General features: G+C 65.8%; 18 protein-coding genes and 1 other annotated feature. Of the genes, 8 read left to right on the top strand and 10 right to left on the bottom strand.

Annotation, left to right across the window (positions count from 1 at the left end; translation table 11 throughout):
• Positions 1–133: 133 nt before the first annotated feature.
• The 5 genes from ACBJ59_RS50125 to ACBJ59_RS50105 all read right to left on the bottom strand — a co-directional run bounded on the left by ACBJ59_RS50125 (position 134) and on the right by ACBJ59_RS50105 (position 3,042).
• Positions 134–289, bottom strand: a complete 156-nt coding sequence (locus tag ACBJ59_RS50125) for a Sua5 family C-terminal domain-containing protein (protein WP_375117218.1) — start codon at positions 287–289, stop codon at positions 134–136.
• 114 nt (positions 290–403) lie between these two features.
• A complete protein-coding gene (locus ACBJ59_RS50120; RefSeq protein ID WP_375117077.1) occupies positions 404–721 on the bottom strand; it encodes a hypothetical protein in 318 nt (105 codons plus the stop codon).
• A gap of 14 nt (positions 722–735) precedes the next feature.
• Positions 736–1,824: a zinc metalloprotease gene (locus tag ACBJ59_RS50115; RefSeq protein WP_375117076.1), complete on the bottom strand. Its 1,089-nt coding sequence runs from the start codon at positions 1,822–1,824 to the stop codon at positions 736–738.
• 334 nt (positions 1,825–2,158) lie between these two features.
• Positions 2,159–2,878 (bottom strand): CHAP domain-containing protein, encoded by a 720-nt coding sequence (locus ACBJ59_RS50110; RefSeq protein WP_375117075.1) that lies wholly within the window; start codon positions 2,876–2,878, stop codon positions 2,159–2,161.
• Positions 2,875–3,042 carry a hypothetical protein gene (locus ACBJ59_RS50105; protein WP_375117074.1) on the bottom strand — a complete coding sequence of 56 codons (168 nt, stop codon included), beginning with the start codon at positions 3,040–3,042 and terminating at the stop codon, positions 2,875–2,877. The genes ACBJ59_RS50110 and ACBJ59_RS50105 overlap by 4 nt, the downstream gene beginning before the upstream one ends.
• A gap of 843 nt (positions 3,043–3,885) precedes the next feature.
• Here ACBJ59_RS50105 and ACBJ59_RS50100 point away from each other — a divergent pair.
• Entirely contained in the window at positions 3,886–4,821 is a 936-nt protein-coding gene (locus tag ACBJ59_RS50100; RefSeq protein WP_375117073.1) for a GH25 family lysozyme, read from the top strand.
• Between the two features lie 24 nt (positions 4,822–4,845).
• Here the strand turns inward: ACBJ59_RS50100 and ACBJ59_RS50095 are convergent, their stop codons facing one another.
• Positions 4,846–5,040 carry a hypothetical protein gene (locus ACBJ59_RS50095; RefSeq protein ID WP_375117072.1) on the bottom strand — a complete coding sequence of 65 codons (195 nt, stop codon included), beginning with the start codon at positions 5,038–5,040 and terminating at the stop codon, positions 4,846–4,848.
• A 303-nt stretch (positions 5,041–5,343) separates the two neighbouring features.
• Between ACBJ59_RS50095 and ACBJ59_RS50090 the strand changes: the two genes are divergently transcribed.
• On the top strand, positions 5,344–5,709 hold the full coding sequence (locus tag ACBJ59_RS50090; protein ID WP_375117071.1) for a hypothetical protein: 366 nt from the start codon (positions 5,344–5,346) through the stop codon (positions 5,707–5,709).
• 118 nt (positions 5,710–5,827) lie between these two features.
• Positions 5,828–6,445, top strand: coding sequence for a hypothetical protein (locus ACBJ59_RS50085; RefSeq protein WP_375117070.1), 618 nt, complete (start codon positions 5,828–5,830; stop codon positions 6,443–6,445).
• Positions 6,446–6,987: 542 nt separating this feature from the next.
• Here ACBJ59_RS50085 and ACBJ59_RS50080 read toward each other — a convergent pair.
• Complete coding sequence (locus ACBJ59_RS50080) at positions 6,988–7,341, bottom strand: DUF2809 domain-containing protein (RefSeq protein WP_375117069.1); 354 nt, start codon at positions 7,339–7,341, stop codon at positions 6,988–6,990.
• Between the two features lie 1,282 nt (positions 7,342–8,623).
• Between ACBJ59_RS50080 and ACBJ59_RS50075 the strand changes: the two genes are divergently transcribed.
• On the top strand, positions 8,624–9,199 hold the full coding sequence (locus tag ACBJ59_RS50075; RefSeq protein WP_375117068.1) for a GNAT family N-acetyltransferase: 576 nt from the start codon (positions 8,624–8,626) through the stop codon (positions 9,197–9,199).
• Positions 9,200–9,484: 285 nt separating this feature from the next.
• Here the strand turns inward: ACBJ59_RS50075 and ACBJ59_RS50070 are convergent, their stop codons facing one another.
• Positions 9,485–9,646 (bottom strand): hypothetical protein, encoded by a 162-nt coding sequence (locus ACBJ59_RS50070; protein WP_375117067.1) that lies wholly within the window; start codon positions 9,644–9,646, stop codon positions 9,485–9,487.
• A 56-nt stretch (positions 9,647–9,702) separates the two neighbouring features.
• On the opposite strand from ACBJ59_RS50070, the gene ACBJ59_RS50065 reads away from it, so the two are divergent.
• Entirely contained in the window at positions 9,703–9,864 is a 162-nt protein-coding gene (locus ACBJ59_RS50065; RefSeq protein ID WP_375117066.1) for a hypothetical protein, read from the top strand.
• Between the two features lie 126 nt (positions 9,865–9,990).
• Here ACBJ59_RS50065 and ACBJ59_RS50060 read toward each other — a convergent pair whose 3' ends face one another.
• Positions 9,991–10,425 (bottom strand): ester cyclase, encoded by a 435-nt coding sequence (locus ACBJ59_RS50060; protein WP_375117065.1) that lies wholly within the window; start codon positions 10,423–10,425, stop codon positions 9,991–9,993.
• 386 nt (positions 10,426–10,811) lie between these two features.
• On the opposite strand from ACBJ59_RS50060, the gene ACBJ59_RS50055 reads away from it, so the two are divergent.
• Both ACBJ59_RS50055 and ACBJ59_RS50050 read left to right on the top strand, forming a co-directional pair.
• Complete coding sequence (locus ACBJ59_RS50055) at positions 10,812–11,465, top strand: TetR/AcrR family transcriptional regulator (RefSeq protein ID WP_375117064.1); 654 nt, start codon at positions 10,812–10,814, stop codon at positions 11,463–11,465.
• Between the two features lie 370 nt (positions 11,466–11,835).
• A protein-coding gene (locus ACBJ59_RS50050; RefSeq protein WP_375117063.1) for an IS3 family transposase occupies positions 11,836–13,058 on the top strand; the annotation gives its coding sequence in 2 pieces (ribosomal slippage) (positions 11,836–12,115 and positions 12,115–13,058; 1,224 coding nt in all).
• Positions 12,114–12,227 (top strand) — a sequence feature (AL1L pseudoknot). It overlaps the preceding gene by 114 nt.
• A 136-nt stretch (positions 13,059–13,194) precedes the next feature.
• On the opposite strand, the gene ACBJ59_RS50045 is transcribed toward ACBJ59_RS50050, so the two are convergent.
• Entirely contained in the window at positions 13,195–14,505 is a 1,311-nt protein-coding gene (locus ACBJ59_RS50045; protein WP_375117062.1) for an MFS transporter, read from the bottom strand.
• Between the two features lie 214 nt (positions 14,506–14,719).
• Between ACBJ59_RS50045 and ACBJ59_RS50040 the strand changes: the two genes are divergently transcribed.
• Positions 14,720–14,907: transposase (locus ACBJ59_RS50040; protein WP_375117061.1), on the top strand; the 188-nt coding region annotated here is incomplete at its 3' end.

Genomic DNA, 14,907 nt, shown 5'->3' with positions numbered 1-14,907 from the left:
TTGGCGACTGATCGCCTGCCCGCCGCCTGGCTCACATCATCGGCCGCGAGCACGGCATCGCCCGCCGACGTCCCTGCCCCTTCTGCTCGCAGTGCTGCTCTCCCCTGCCGGTGCTCTCACAGCGCCGCGCCGATCAGGCGGCGGGCCGCGGTCCTGCGGCGCGGCGCAGCCGGTTGGCGATCGCCAGTCCCAGCCCTGCCTCCTGCGGCAAGGACGCCACGATGAGGTCGCAGCCTCGCTGGTCGAGCTCGCGCAGAAAGGCATACAGGCCGCGCGCGTAGGCGGGCATCGACGCAGGGACCGCCACCACGGCATGCACCTTCACCTCGGCGTCGGCGAAGCCGGCAGGAAGCAGGACGCTGAAGGGCGACGTGCTGTCAGCTGATGCGCGGCTTGCTCCGCGTCATTTGGCGAGGACGAGCACGTCGTGTGCGCAGGAGACGACGGTGAGCTCGAGCGGCGCATCCCGCCCCGACGGGAAGGCGACACGGATGCGCCCCCACTCCTCGGCTCGCCAGCGGCCCACCACCGGCCGCGGACGGTCGTCCGGGCCGGGACGGAGGTCGACGAACACCCCGTCCGCCCGAAACTCCAGCCCGCGCCGCACGCGCCGCGAGGGCGGGAACGGGTGATCGGGCGGCCGATAAACCGCCGTGGTCTGACTGTCTTCCTCATACGAGTGCAGCCAGGAGCCAACGATGTCCGCCGGTGCGCAGCTCATTCCCATGCCCCCGGTCAGCCGTCCCGAGGGCCGGTGACCAGGTCGAGCGCCGAGCGGATTTCGTTGAGGAGTTCGGTGGTCAACCGCTCGGTGTCGTGCAGCAACTGTGCCACCTCCCCGTTGAGCTCCGGACGGAACTGTGCCGGCACGGCCGCGGAGCCCACCGACAGCTCCTGCCCGACAAGGAACGAGGCCCGGCTCCCCTCCAGGCAAGCGTCCATCCGGGTGGCCTGGCCCCGCGTGAACATGTACATGGACACGTCATCGGTGTAATCCATGTAGTTGACGAACATGTCGCCATGGGGCCCGTTGTCGCAAGTGAGGCGCGGGAAGGTGGGTCTTCCCGTGTTCGGTCCGGCCTGGTTCGGCGTGTCGGCGACCTTATCATCGCTGCTGCAGGCGCCGTCGTCGTCACCCCAGATGTGGTAGAGGTCCAGCCAGTGGCCGATCTCGTGCGTCGCCGTACGGCCCCCGTCGAAAGGCGGGGTCGCCGTGCCCGTGGTGCCGAAGGCGGTGTTCAGGACGACGACGCCGTCGGTCTGCGGTGGCCCGCCGGGGAACTGCGCGTAACCGAGCAGGCCGCCGCCTAGCTGGCAGACCCAGATGTTGAGATACTGATCGCTCGGCCAGGGGTCGGCACCGCCGGTGACGCCGGCCTTGACGTCGTCGTTCCAGGTGAAGCCGCGCTGGTCGGTCTCCACGCGGACGATCCCGTCGGTGGCCTCGCCGTGCGGGTCCCGCGTCGCCAGCCGGAACTCGATCCTGGCGTCGGCCACCAGTGGCTTCCACGCGTCCGGCACTTTTCCTACATCGGAATTGGCTGCCCGGAAGTCCCGGTTGAGCACGGCCAACTGGCTGTGGATCTGCTCGTCGGAGATGTTCTGCTCCGGCGTGCGCGGATTGTGGACCACGTGTACGACGACCGGCAACGTGACCACGCCGGTGCGCACGGACATGCGCGTCCCCTGCTTGTACTGCAGTGCCCGGTCCTCGATCGTGGCGCGCCGGGCGCGGTAGCTCATGCTCTCATTGAGCAGTTTGCGGTGCACGAGCATGGTGCCGCACAGGTCACGAGTGGGCTGTGGAGATCCATATTCGGACATGTAGCTACACCTCCGGAGTTCGAGCGGGTGGCTTGCACCACAAAGAATGCACATGCTTATTTGTGCTGTTTTTGGCGCATATACCCTGAATTGCCGGTCGGCCAAGCTCAGGAATACCCAAACAACGTCCTCTCATTGCTTGAGGCAGGGCGTGCTCAAGCCGCCCATGAGGGGATATCATCCGCCGGCTCCTCCTATCCAGAGAAATACGAATATGGGGCGGGCATGCGCATCGCGGATCCCGTGGAAGTCGGCAGGAAATTTGGCCGCGGGGAAAAGGGAGCCCCTGCCCGGGGGCAGGGACTCGGCGGGGCCGATGGACCCGCATGGACTGTCAGTGCACCGCGAGCAGGACGGGCCAGGTCTGCGGCCCGACGACGCCGTCGACCTCGATCCCCGCAGCCGTCTGCAGGCCACGGATGCCCACGGAATGGGCCGGAGTGAACATGGTGTCACTGACACCCGCCAGCCCTGGGACGTCCCTGGCGAGCATCAGGTGATGCATCGTGCGCACGTGCGGCCCCTGGTCGCCCTGGCTGAGTATCGGGAGCTCTCCCACGATGGCCTCCGTCCAGCTCTCGTTCTTCTCGTAGTCGGGGTTCCAGAACCCCGCGATGACTGACGCGTCGCGTACGCGCCGCTTGCAGGCGTCATCGGTATTGCCCTCGATCGTCTGCACCCTGCCGTCGCCGAGGTTCTTCTCGACCAGGCCGATATGGTCGATCCGGCCGATCTCGTTGGTGCCGCCCCAGTCGAAGAACACCAGTGCGCCGGGGCGGGCGTACTGCTTGATGTTGGCCGCGGTCCCCGCGTGCCAGCGGCCCAGTCGTTGGCCGTCCTGGGCGTGCCACACCGTGTAGGCGCGATCCCCGTTCGGCAGGACCGCCGCGGCGTTGTCGGAGTGCCGTGCCCAGTACGTGATGGACATGTTGCACCATGGTGCCCTCAGGAACTCCGAACCGTTCCGTTCGGAGTACCAGCGCGTGATGACGTTCGGCCGGCCCGACAGGCCGAGGTCGTCACTCGCCCGCTTCACCATCTTCTCGGCGGTCATGACGGCGGCCTCCTTCCGTTCGGCCCCTGCTCGTAGACGCCGGTCTCCGGGTTGAGGACGTAGCCGAGCGAGACCAGGACCTGCTCCTCATCCGGCTCGGTGGGACCCCAAGCATGGGTGTCCACGGCTTCCGCCACGAGTTCCGCTTCCTGTCTCTTGGTCATGATCAGCCTTCCTGGTAGGCACGCGACGCCCTGACGTCAGATAGGTGGCGATCAGATGCACGTCCACCCCGGGGACGTCCTGAACGTCGCGGCTTGATCGGAATGGGAAGGGCCGGCCGGCACCGCTACCGGCTCCAGCAGCCAGACCGTCCACAGGCAACAGCCCGTGGAGACAGCCACAGCACGGTAGGTACCTGCACCTCAGAGTGCCCTCTATCAGCCAGACATATCCCCCAAAGGCGACCAAATCCCCATCAAACGGACGCCTCTGTTGGCAGCCGGCGCGAATCCTCGATGCCGGCACCCTCGGCCTGACCGCTGAAATCGAGGCAGGCCCAACTGAGGAGCCACGGAGATTCCGGACAGCCGTCTTATGGGCGTACCCTATGCGGCTGTTTGGGTTGAAAGGGACTCAGCGCTCCAGGGCAGTGAGAAGCAAAGGCGATCGTTCCAGTCATTTCGCCCTTCCGGGTATCCCGCGGGGGTATCCGCATAAGACCGTTTATAGGTAAAATTCTGGACGATTTTATCGGGCCGGTCGCCATCGGCATGCCAGCCGCCGTGTACGACGAACGTCGTCGGCGTGGGCGCATCAGCGTGATTGCCCAAGCGACTTTGACTCTCGCTTTGAGTCACTGGGCTTCAGGTTCGATACGATTGTGATGCAGCGTTTCCGGGCAGTCGCCTCGCTCAATAATTGCCCGGCCATTCGATCCGGTGAATTGTCGGTTGATTTCCCTGCCATCGCAGCATCCGCGGGCCGTCCGAGGCGACTCAGGAGTTACCGATCAATTCATTCCGACGTTCGCGTAGAAGCCCTCCCTGCGATGCGTGGGAACTACGATGAAGGCGCAGGTGATTGCCATGTTCGGTGTCGACGTATCCCATTGGAACGGCAAGATCGACTGGAACGCCGTCGCGGCGTCGGGAATCGAGTTCGCCTTCGCCAAGGCGACCGAGGGCGTCCACTTCAAGGATCGCACCTGGGCGCGCAACCGTGCCGGCATGCTGGCCCTGGGCGAGGTGTTCGTGCCCGGTGCGTACTGCTTCCTGCGCGGCGATGCCGACATCACACGACAGGTCGAGCACTTCCTGGAGGTCGCGGGCGACGTGTCCCAGCTGATGGTCGCGCTGGACGTGGAGCGACGGGACGGCGTCAGCCGACAGGCGACGGCCGAGGACGCGCGCAAATGGGTGGCGGAGTTCAAGAGCCGGACCGGCGGGCATCCCGTGCTCGGCTACTACCCCCGCTGGTACTGGAGGGAGAACGGGCAAGGCGACCTGTCCTTCTTCGACACTCTGTGGGAGTCCCACTATGTCTCCGGCAAGGGGACACCCAAGAAGCTGTATGAAGGCGTCCCCGCCGCATGGTGGAGATCCTACGGCGACGAGCGCGTGTCCATTCTTCAGTTCTCCTGTACCGGCAAGGTACCGGGATTTCCCGAGGGACCCTGCGACGTCAACATGTACCAGCGCGACCGTTCACAGCTTCGGGCGCTCGCCCTGGGAGGGATATCCACCGTGGTCATCCCTGACGGCACTCCCCCGTTGTCCGTCGGCTCCTCCGGGCTACCGGTCTCACAGCTCCAGCAGGCACTGAACGCGGCCGGGCGAACTCCGGAACTGGACATGGACGGGGACTTCGGCCCGCGGACCGAGGCAGGCGTGAAGTGGTTGCAGAGGAAGGCAGGCATCGCCGTGACCGGCGTGTACGGCGAGGAGACGGAAGCCGCGCTGAGGTCGGCGCTCCAGCCCACGAGGCTGAAGAAGACTGCCTAGACCCGCGGCGTGGCTGCCCATCGGTTACCTGGGAAATTTCTGGGCTGATGTCGTCCCGCCCCTGCTGATGGGCACGCCACCGGGCGTGTCCTGGTTGGGGACAAGGTAGGTGGTAGCGGCCTGTACGAGGAGACCTACCAGAGCGATGGCGATCTCCTTGGTGAACTGGCCGGTGTTGATCCAGTTGACGGCCAGGGCCCCGAGTGCCACCACGAGCATGGACCACCATTTGCGCGTGGGAAGCCAGGATTTCGACGTAGAGGTTTCGGGATCCATGCTGCTCACCTTCCGCCGACCAGAAGAACCAAAAGCCCACGATATTTCGTGCTGCCGTCGATCGTATCGAGGATACTCCTGGCAAAAAGTCGGCCCGCGGTCAGCTACCGGTCAAGATTCCCACCTGTGATGGTTGCCCAAAAAGCCGACGTATTCGAAGATGATTCCGACGCGATTAACCAATCACGGCTACGGGTAGTGCCCCATCGGACACATCATATAGTCAGGTCGTCATGGAGGGCCTCGATGAACGCAACCACAAAGTACGAACTCCGCGGGCCTGGCATCGAGATCGCGTACCGCAAAGGCGAGTTGTCCGTCAATGGAGATCAGTCGCTCCTGCAAGACCGGCATTTCAGCGGAGACGGTTCGCTGGACGAAGCTACCACCAACATCGGCAACATGGTCACAGCGGTGCTCGACGAAAACGTCCGCGTCGGCTCCAAGGTCCTCTTGACGCTGCTGCTACCGGTCGTCTCCGAGCAGGACGGAGCGGCAGGCGAACAGGTCACCGGGGTGGCAGTCATCACCAGAGCGGGAGATTATGGGTCCGTAGCGCAGGAATACGAGGCCCACTCGCTCGTAGGCGCGGCATCCGATATCTCCACGTGACAGTGCTGTCGACCCGGCCTCGCTTCCGGCGGCACCGAGGGAGTGTTGGCATCAGGCCGTTCCTTCGGCAGCGCGCCGTTGCCAGCATCGAAGGTGTATAGGTTATGGGAGCGCCTTCGTGAACGGACAGGCTCCTGCCGAGTGGCGAGGCCTGCCCGTTCCCTGGGTTGTTCGCTGGAGTTCTCCTGTAGCTGATCCCGGCCCAGGGGTTTGCTGGCGCGGCGAGCGCCTGTCCTACTGGGACGAACTGCCCGGCGACCGCAGGTTCGGCGTGCTGTGGTACCGCGATCGAATCGATCACCACGGCCGGCCGCGGTTCGCCTCCGTCCACACCGGCCGGCACTTGGCCGCGATGACCGACCACCGCTGCCAGATCTGTGGCTGCACCGCTGTCGGCGACGGCCGGATCGAGTGGCTGATTCCCTGCGATGAGTGGGAACGGCTCACCCATCCGGCCAACCCAGTATGGACCGCGACCCCACCATGCTGCCGGGCCTGCTGGCCAAGCGCCCTGCGCTATTGCCCGCACCTGTGCTCGGTCGGCGCCGTCGCGGCGTCGGTGGCAAGGGTGAGACCCGCCGCTCTCTACGGCGACGTGTACGAACCTGGCCAACTCACCCCCCGCAAGTTCAACGCCATCGTGTCGCTGCTGGCCGAAAGGGAGCTGCCTCGCCTGCTCGGCAAGATGCTCATTGTTGAACTGGACGATGTCCGCATGGAAGAGCAGCCCGTTTGATGAGGGCTTAGTCATCATGGGCGATACGCCCGGCTGGTTAGGTCGCGTCCGAGATGCGGTGCAAATGTGAACGAGCGTAGGTTGCCGTGCTGAACCGACCAAAATTCGCACAACGCAAGGACCTACGCTCGTGGCACGCACACTACCGCCGCCGTACAAGCCATCCGCGCCGAGATCGACGCGCTGTTCACCAAAGGTCGCAATCTGGTCGACGCGATCGAGGATGTCGCCCGGCTCGGCGCCCGCCCGATCATCCAGACCGCGGCTGGCACCGCCGAGCTGACGGCGCGGATCAACGAGCTGCTGGCCCACGGCGAACACCTGGCCGCCGAGCGGGACGCCGCGGTGGCGGAAAACGCGCAGCTGAAGGCCAAACTGATCGAAGCCAAGGATAACCTGGCCGCCGCCGGAGGGCGCTCAAGAAGATGATCAAGGAGGTCAGCCGCAGTTCCCCTACCGCGCTTCTTGGGGGCCGGTACTGGCAGGGGCCGTTATCAAGTGACCTGAGTTCTCCTGCCGAGGGCTTGGAACGTCACGGAGAGTCAACCGGTCTGAGCGCCGGATCGGACCACTCGGCGTTCCCAGAGCAAGGCCGCGACCACACCGATGGCATAGGCGACCAGGTCCCATGGGTCGGGGAACGCGCCGACCAGGACACCGCCGATGCCCGGCGGGGTCATGCCGACTATTTGGTAGAACTCGACGGCAGCGGCGATCCCGGCCGTGGCCAGGGTGCGACGTGCGGCGGTGGTGCGCCACAGCAGCCCCACGAACGCGTAGACCAACATGGTGGCGGCGACGTCACTCACGTAACCGCGGATGAACGGTTGTCCCGGGCCCCGATAGAAGAGGACGAACGCGCCGAGGGCGAGGGCGGCGCCACCCAGAAGGACCATGGCACGGCGCATGAGATTGACATCTTCTCCGAATTTCAACGATCAGGACGAACCTGATCATAGGGCTCGTCCCCAGTGGAGGCATGCTGATTGCGGCAGGTCAGCGACCGCAGTGGCGTGCCATGGCGACGGCATGCCAGCACGCTGGAACGTAGTGACGATCCATCCGGAATGAGGCCCGGCCAGATGCAACATTGAGTGGATCTTGGTTCGCGTTTCCGGCAGGGGAACGACCAGCATCTCTGCCGTGATCTTCCCGTGCGGATATGACTGACCAGCGAACACGCTTCGCCAACTGGCAGGGGCCGTTGATTGACTGATCTGAGTTCTCCGGCCGAGCGGATCCATCTGTCACTTTGTGTGATCGCCAAGAGCGTAGGTCTTCCATGTTCCGCCACCCTCGGCTGCGAGGTTCTCGGCATGTTCGACGTGGTAGCGATGGCTATCTTGGGTTCTTGGCATCTTCTCGCAGGTCAGAGCGATATGATCTTGTCAGGCACGTTAACCGGTCTTGAAGGCATGTTGTATCGAAGGCGTGCCCAGGGGGTTCGGCGAAGGCAGGCGATGACGCGGTCGAGGGCTGAGGCGCGGGGAGTGTTGGCGTTGGCTGTGCGCGGCGTGGCCAGGAAGGCGACCGCGATGAGCGTCACGTGTCCCGTCGCGCAGCGCGGGGACCTGCGATGCCGCACTCACGCCAGCCACCGCGCGGAACCGTGGGCTGGGACGATGTACCGGATGACGTGCCGGAGTCGCGCGGCGGCCGGGGAAGTGGATCGCCTGCTCAGCACGCCCGTCATGATCGCTCACGTACGGGAGAAGCGGCCATTGTCACGTACGTCTTCGGAATCCCTGATCGCAGATGGAACGCACGGGCATACCGTTGAGCTCCCCTTCACCGGACCACCTATATGAGACGGCGTTCCCGGAGGTTGACCGTTTTCGCGTGTCGGTTTCTGAAGTCCTCTGCACTGATTCCCGAGGTCGTCTTCGAACCGACTGATCTGAACGCGCCTTGCTCGTCCGAGCTTCGCGGTACGCCGTCGCCGACGCCCTCCGCCACGCCCCCCAGACGGAGCCGACGGCCCCGCCCGCCCTGTGACACCCGACCAATCCCGCCCCGGCCTCCGGGCCCACTTGATTTCCAGGACGCGGGTTTCCGGGAGCCCTGGTCGCTTCGGTGTCCTGTCGGTTCCTGTAGAGCGATCGCCGCGTCGTTGTCGGAGACGTCGTCCGCAGTAATCCGTTTGTGTATCACCACAGCCCGCTGTCAGTATGAGGGCCCATGCGTCACCCTCTTGACACGCTGGACTGGCCGATTTCCACCGAGCGGCTGCTGTTGCGCCGGGCTGCCCCCGACGACCTGGACGCGACCTGGGCCTTCCGGCAACTGCCGGAGACTCACGAATGGGTCGCGGCCGCCACAGACACCTACGACGACTACCGTGAGCGTTTCCTCCGCGAGGAGCGGCTCGTAGATCTGCTCATCGTCGAACTGGACGGCCGGGTGATCGGCGACCTGACACTGAAGGTCCAGGACGGTTGGGCCCAGGAAGAGGTCGCTGACCAGGCGGAAAGCGTACAAGGAGAGCTCGGGTGGACGCTCGATCCCTCCTACGGCGGCAAGGGCTACGCCACCGAAGCGGTACGCGCCCTCATCGACATCTCCTTCAAGAGTCTTGGCCTGCGCCGCCTGCACGCGGACTGCTTCTACGACAACGAATCCTCGTGGCGGCTGATGGAGCGGGTCGGGATGCGCCGCGAACAGCACACGGTGAGAGACTCACTCCACCGCACCAAGGGATGGCTCGACGGTCTCTCATACGCGCTCCTGGCCGAGGAATGGCCCGCTCACGAGTGATTACGGCGGAGGCGCTTGGGAGCCCTCGCCGGGACGAAGATCACGCTGTCACCCATACACGCGGCCGCTCTCCTGCCGGCGGGCCGTCTCAGTAACGAGGGTTTCTGAGAATCAAGCCTGGTCCTTTTCTGGGCATTTGATGGGCAAGTCGCATGGAGACCGATCTGGCCAAGCGGTCGAGCGACGTCGTGGCCGCCTTCCCCGACCTGGCCGACGAGTTAGCGTCGGTGCTGCGCCTACCAGGCCGGACGCGTCGAGTAGGGCATCAAAGCCGTGGGGTAGGGCTCAAGCCGTCGGGCAGAGGACGGCTTCGACGGTTTTGATCATCGCGGGGACAATGGCGTGGTCGTCGACGGTGCTCCGCGTGATGGAGATGGCGAACTGCTGCCGGCCGCCGGCCGAGGAGAAGGTCAGTGTGGTGAGGCCGGGTGCCGAGCCGCCGAGCATCTGGCCTTTCAGCTTTCCTCCGCACAGGCCCGTGCCCTGCTGCGCGCAGGGTGCCGGTGAGGACCGCCTGCAGCGACGGCGGCAGCAGCCTGCCCTGGTCGAAGGCCCGCCGGAAGGTGCTGACGTCCTGCGTGGTCGAGACGACGCCGCCGGCGCCGTTGCCCCAGCTGGCGTTGAAGCGATGCACGTCGCGCAGGGTGCCGGTGGAGTCGGGGTAGTAGCCGTGCCCGTGCGGGCCCTTGATACCCTGCGGGGGCTTGGTGGCCTGGTAGGTTCCCGTCATGCCGAGCGGGCGGACGAGGCGCCGGTCGAGCTCGCCGGCCGGTGCCGTCAGGCGCCGCCGTTCACGGGGCGGTCGGCGCCAAGCCGAGTTGCTCGAGCACGCCCAGCCGGTCCTCGTAGGTCCGTTCCTCGATGACCATTCCCGCGTCCAGCGTGAAGATGCTGATTCCCCTGCGCGCGATTGTGGTGCCGACCGGAATCGTGACGTACAGGAGAGGGTGCTTGAAGGGCTTTTTGGCCGTGCCGTTCATGGTCCATCGCACGACCACCTTGTTCCCTTCGGCGATGATGTCCTGGACGCCTCCGCTCAGGTTCTCGAAGAACTCCCGTGGGTTGTCCGATTCGCCGTGTGCGAGAAGGATCTCCCAATCGTCGGTGTCGGGCATGCCGGGTGTGTCGACGACCCGCATCCGGTCGAGGTCAACGACCGCTTCCCAGTTCTGTCTGCCACCGGCCAGGTAGCGACGGACAATGGCCTTGGTCTCTTCGATGGACATGGGCGTTATCCCTTTCCTTTCTCAGCCGTTGCGGGCTTAAGGGGTTGCGGGCTTAAGGGGTTGCGTCAGGTGCAGGAGCGTGATGTGGCCGGCTGAGACGGCCCCGCGGCGTCCCACTTGGATCTTCACCGGCGATGGGCGATCGCGGTTCGGTGGAGACCACCGGGCGCCGAGGTCAATGGGACCGCAGCGTCCGGGGGCGACCAGGACGACTTGCTTCGACGCCGCTGGCCGTGCGGGCAGCGACATGCGGAAACGGACGATGTCCGGTTCGCGGGCTGGGTGGGCCGGGTGAACACGAGCCATAAAACTACACACGAAGGATATTTGCAACCTAGTGAAAATTTCCCTGGTATGTAAACTTGCCTTCCATGTAGAGTATGGCCATGGAGCAGACGCTGGGCCTGAGGGAACGCAAGAAGGAGTCCACGCGCCGCACGCTGGTCGCGGCCGCGGCGCGGCTGTTCGCGGAGAAGGGATACGGGCAGACCACGGTCGCGGAGATCGCGGCGGCGGCCGAGGTCTCCACCAAGACGCTCTTCAACTACTTCGGCGGCAAGGAGGACATCCTCTTCTCCGGCGACCGGCAGCGCCTGGTCACCGCCCTGAGGGTGATCTCCGAGCGCGGCCCAGACGAGCAGCCGGCCGACCTGCTCGCACGCCTCGGGCAAGAGCTCATCACCTCATTCGCCGACCTCAACGGCGAGAGCGACGAGGTCACCGCGATCCCCTACTCGCTGCGTGTGCGGCTCATCCTGACAGTGCCGGAGCTGCAGGCCCGAACGATGCATGACCTGCAGGACGCCCAGCTGCGACTCGCCGAAGCGCTGCACGCGGCCTACCCTGACCGGCTCGACCGGATCACCGCCGCAGGCATCATCGGCGCATTGCTGGGCGCCGCCAACGTCACCCGGCTGGTCAGCATGAAGCACGGCGACAGGCCGCAGCAGGTCCTGGAAGCGACGCGACAGGGTCTCGACGTCGCCATGCGCGGCGTCGCCACCGCGGCGAACACCGCTGCCGCCAATCCGCCCTCTTGAGCTTTCGCCAGGTAAGGACTCGATGGTTATCTGGGGTTCTTGGCCTCTTCCAGCAGGTCAGAGTGAGATGTTCTTGTCAGGCACGTAAGGCGTGTTCCCTGGCGATGAAAGACTGCAGCGCGGTGCCGGGATTCAGATCCGCGTCGTTTCGGCCACCAACGTGAACCTCAGGGGAGGAGCACAAGCGCCAGGTCGACGAGAAACAGAAGAGGAAGCCGACTTCATGGCCGGCGAACTCCTGATTCCGCTCGCCGGGACCTCGCGCATGGCGTTCGACGGCTTTGGAGCGCCCCGGGAATGAACCGCTCCGACTTTCTTGGAGACCCTGAAGCCAGCATGATCGTGCTGGCGGAAGGGAGAAACACACACGATGCCAGCCCCCAGGAAGTACCCGCAGGAAGTGCGCGAGCGCGCGGTTCGGATGGTCTTTGAGGTCCGCGAGCAGACCGGTAATGCGCCGGGTGCCATCGCCCGGGTAGCCCAGCAGCTCGGCGTGCACCGCGAGGCGTTGCGCGGCTGGGTCCGGCAGGCTGAGGTCGATGGAGGACAGCGGCCGGGCACCTCGACGGCCGATGCCCAGCGGATCGCCGAGCTCGAGCGGGAGGTCCGTGAGCTGCGCCGGGCGAATGAGATCTTGAAGTCGGCGGCTGCTTTTTTCGCCCGGGAACTCGACCCCCGACCGCCCAGATAGTGGCCTTCATCGACGCTCACCGCAAGGAATTCGGCGTCGAGCCGATCTGCCAGGTGCTCGATCTCGCACCGGCGACGTACTACGCGGCCAGGAACCGGCCGCGCTCGGCCCGTGAGCGGCGCGATGAGCAGCTGTCGGCCGAGATCATCCGGCTGTGGAACGACAACTTCGAGGTGTACGGGGTGCGCAAGATGTGGAAGGCGCTCAACCGCCAGGGCGTGGCCGTGGCTCGCTGCACGGTTGCCCGGCTGATGCGCCGGTTAGGGCTGTCCGGCGCGGTCCGTGGCGATCACAAGCGCCGCACGACCATCGCCGAGCCGCTGTGCCCGCGCCCGGCCGGCCTGGTCGAGCGGCACTTCGCCGCGCCGGCGCCGAACCGGCTGTGGGTGGCCGATCTGACCTACATCCACACCTGGGCCGGGTTCGTCTACGCCGCGTTCGTCATCGACGTGTTCTCCCGGATGATCGTCGGCTGGCGGCTGACCGACCATCTGCGTACCGACCTGCCGCTGGACGCGCTGGAGATGGCGATCTGGCGTCGCGGCGGCCAGGCCGACACGCTGGACGGGCTGGCGCATCACTCCGACCGCGGCTGTCAATATCTGTCGATCCGCTACACCGACCGACTCGCCGACGCCGGCGCAGTCAGCTCGGTCGGCTCGCGCGGGGACAGCTACGATAACGCGCTGGCCGAGAGCACCATCGGGCTGTACAAGACCGAACTGATCCACCGCCGCGGCCCCTGGAAGGGCCTGGACGACGTCGAACTCGCCACCATGGAATGGGTCGACTGGTACAACAACCGCCGCCTTCACAGCGCCTGCCAAGACCTTCCACCCGCCGAATACGAAACCCTCTACCGCACAAAGATCAACTCGGCTACTCTCACCCCAGCCACGTAACCCGGTCTCCAACAAACCCGGCACGGTTCACGAGTTCGAAAGAAAGGTGCACCCGTTTCTGCGCTGGAGACGGACGCGGTACTCGAATCCTCGCAGGTCAGGCGCAACTTTTTTCATGCTTCAGCGAAGTTGATCATCATTGCTGCATACCGGGAGGCTGGCTGGGGAGGGCCGGGAAGTCACGCATGCTGCGCATTGAGGTGGCGAGCAGGAGCAGCGGGGAGACGGCGAAGAAGGTGGCCAACACCCACATCGCGACGCCGACCCCGAAGGCTGTCGCCAGGACGCCGGCAGTGGCTGCGCCGAGCGGCACGGTGCCGGAGATGACGAACCGGGAGACCGCCGTGACCCGGCCCAGGAGGTGCGCCGGTATGTAGTTCACGCGGAAGGTAGCGGTGACGGTGCCCGACATCGTGGCGCCGAGCATGACCACGAACGATCCCACCGTGAACAGCGCCAGCTGCCAGCCAGGGCCACTGGCTGGCAGCAGCAGCATGAACGGCGCGGTCACGACATTGACCCCCACGTAGGTGCGTGCGCTGCCGAAGCGGGCGACGGCCCGGGACGCGAGCACGGCGCCCAGCAGGCCGCCCAGGCTGGCGAGGCTGATCAGGCCGCCCACAGTTCCCGGCGCGATACCTTCGGCGCGCACTAGGAAGACGATGCGCAGCGAGAACACGCCGAGCATCCCGAGGTTGATCATCGCCGCCACGATAAGCATGGGCAGCATGAACTCGCCGTACTTGAAGTACCCTAGGCCTTCGCTGAGCTGCCGGAGCATGCCGGGCCGCTCGCCCGCCGCCGCCCTCGGCTCGGGCGTGGTCCGCAATCTGAGCAGGCAGGCGGCCGAGACGATGAAGGTGACCGCGTCGATGAGCAGGCCGCCGACCGCTCCGGCCACCTCGGTGAGCAGACCGCCGAGGCCCGGGCCGGCGATCTCGGCGGCCGAGGCGCTGGCCTGGAGCTTGGCGTTGCCCTCCATCCGGTCATCCGGGGCCAGTAGGTGCGGCAAGTAGGCGTTGAATGCAAGGGTAAAGAACACGCTGGACGTGCCGGCGATCAGCACCGCGGCCAGCAGCATGGGCACGGTCAGCACACCGGTCCAGGCGGCGACCGGGATAGCGGTCAGGACCGCGGCGGACACCAGGTTGGCGGACACGAGGATGCGGCGGCGCGGCCAGCGGTCAACCCAGGTACCGGCCGGGAGGCCGATCAAGAACCAGGGCAGCCAGCTGGCTGCGGTCAGCAGGGCCACCGTGCCGGTGCTGGCATGCAGGACGGTTATCGCCAAGAACGGGACGGCCACCGTGGTGATCGCCGAGCCTAACCCGCTGACCGACTCCCCAGCCCACAGCAGGCCGAAGTTCCGGGTGCGGAACAGGCCGCCCGGCCGCCTTTTCTTAGCCACGGTGATGTGCGGCCAAACCCCCATCTCGCGATCACCCACCGAACTCACGGTAGCGCCACAGTCGGGAGTGGCGGCGGCATTTAACGGAGCGGTGCGACCGGGCGAGGTGGTGGCGCTGCGCTCTCTGCTCAGCCACTCCCTCAAAAGGAGCCGCACCCAACGCAAATACACCTTGGGACGGTCGAACCTCAGCAAGTCCCCGACCTAGGGAGTGTCTGACAAATGATCAACGTGCACGCTTGAATGGTCGATCGTGGTGCGACGTGGTGAGTTTACCGACAAGGCGTGGGCGCGGATCGAGCCGCTGCTGCCGGTGGCCGATGGCCGGGGCCGTCCCTGGCGTGATCACCGGCAGGTGATCGACGGCATCCTGTGGCGGCTGCGAGCCGGGACGCCGTGGCGGGACATCCCCGAGCGGTACGGGCCCTGGCAGACCGGCTA

It is taken from the genome of Nonomuraea sp. MTCD27 (genome assembly GCF_041950495.1).
Lineage (GTDB): Bacteria > Actinomycetota > Actinomycetes > Streptosporangiales > Streptosporangiaceae > Nonomuraea.
The sequence above is the reverse complement of the archived record's forward strand: the minus strand, read 5'-3'. Positions and strand labels throughout refer to the sequence as shown.

Excerpts from the sequence above, each read along its gene's own strand:
- ACBJ59_RS50070 (WP_375117067.1), bottom strand. The coding sequence starts at position 9,646 with ATGCTCGGCGGCTCGGCACCCGGCCTCACCACACTGACCTTCTCCTCG.
- ACBJ59_RS50105 (WP_375117074.1), bottom strand. The coding sequence starts at position 3,042 with ATGACCAAGAGACAGGAAGCGGAACTCGTGGCGGAAGCCGTGGACACC.
- ACBJ59_RS50100 (WP_375117073.1), top strand. The coding sequence starts at position 3,886 with ATGAAGGCGCAGGTGATTGCCATGTTCGGTGTCGACGTATCCCATTGG.
- ACBJ59_RS50115 (WP_375117076.1), bottom strand. The coding sequence starts at position 1,824 with ATGTCCGAATATGGATCTCCACAGCCCACTCGTGACCTGTGCGGCACC.
- ACBJ59_RS50095 (WP_375117072.1), bottom strand. The coding sequence starts at position 5,040 with ATGCTCGTGGTGGCACTCGGGGCCCTGGCCGTCAACTGGATCAACACC.
- ACBJ59_RS50125 (WP_375117218.1), bottom strand. The coding sequence starts at position 289 with ATGCCCGCCTACGCGCGCGGCCTGTATGCCTTTCTGCGCGAGCTCGAC.
- ACBJ59_RS50055 (WP_375117064.1), top strand. The coding sequence starts at position 10,812 with ATGGAGCAGACGCTGGGCCTGAGGGAACGCAAGAAGGAGTCCACGCGC.
- ACBJ59_RS50080 (WP_375117069.1), bottom strand. The coding sequence starts at position 7,341 with ATGGTCCTTCTGGGTGGCGCCGCCCTCGCCCTCGGCGCGTTCGTCCTC.
- ACBJ59_RS50110 (WP_375117075.1), bottom strand. The coding sequence starts at position 2,878 with ATGACCGCCGAGAAGATGGTGAAGCGGGCGAGTGACGACCTCGGCCTG.
- ACBJ59_RS50075 (WP_375117068.1), top strand. The coding sequence starts at position 8,624 with ATGCGTCACCCTCTTGACACGCTGGACTGGCCGATTTCCACCGAGCGG.
- ACBJ59_RS50060 (WP_375117065.1), bottom strand. The coding sequence starts at position 10,425 with ATGTCCATCGAAGAGACCAAGGCCATTGTCCGTCGCTACCTGGCCGGT.
- ACBJ59_RS50120 (WP_375117077.1), bottom strand. The coding sequence starts at position 721 with ATGAGCTGCGCACCGGCGGACATCGTTGGCTCCTGGCTGCACTCGTAT.
- ACBJ59_RS50090 (WP_375117071.1), top strand. The coding sequence starts at position 5,344 with ATGAACGCAACCACAAAGTACGAACTCCGCGGGCCTGGCATCGAGATC.